The 299-nt window shown below is 74.2% G+C and carries 1 protein-coding gene; it reads right to left on the bottom strand.

The genetic code is table 11. The features are described 5' to 3' along the window. Positions 1 to 299, bottom strand: a 299-nt coding sequence (locus UUA_RS10995; RefSeq protein ID WP_008436841.1) for a laccase domain-containing protein, incomplete at both ends; no start/stop codon positions are given.

Genomic DNA, 299 nt, shown 5'->3' with positions numbered 1-299 from the left:
GTACCGGGAATGTGCGACACCGCCGCATCCGCCTGCGGCTCGTCCGCGCCGGGCAGCGGGCCCAGCTGGGCCACGTTGACCCCATGCACCTGGCGCAGCCAGCGCGGCGCCGATGGCAGCCGCAACGCCTGCTGCAGCGCGCTGCGATTGGCCTGCACGGCGTCGGGGTCGTCACCGCTGCGCAGGCCGAGATTGAAACGCTCGAACGGCGCCGCCGAGATGCCGGGCCCCTGCCGCGTGGTGACCGCCGCGTGGACGCGCGAGGGCGCCGGCCAGTCGGGGAAGATCCAGGTATCGGT

Origin of the sequence: Rhodanobacter thiooxydans LCS2 (assembly GCF_000264375.1) — a bacterium.
Lineage (GTDB): Bacteria > Pseudomonadota > Gammaproteobacteria > Xanthomonadales > Rhodanobacteraceae > Rhodanobacter > Rhodanobacter thiooxydans.
Note: the sequence above shows the minus strand (reverse complement) of the source record. Positions and strands in the feature narration are given on the sequence as shown.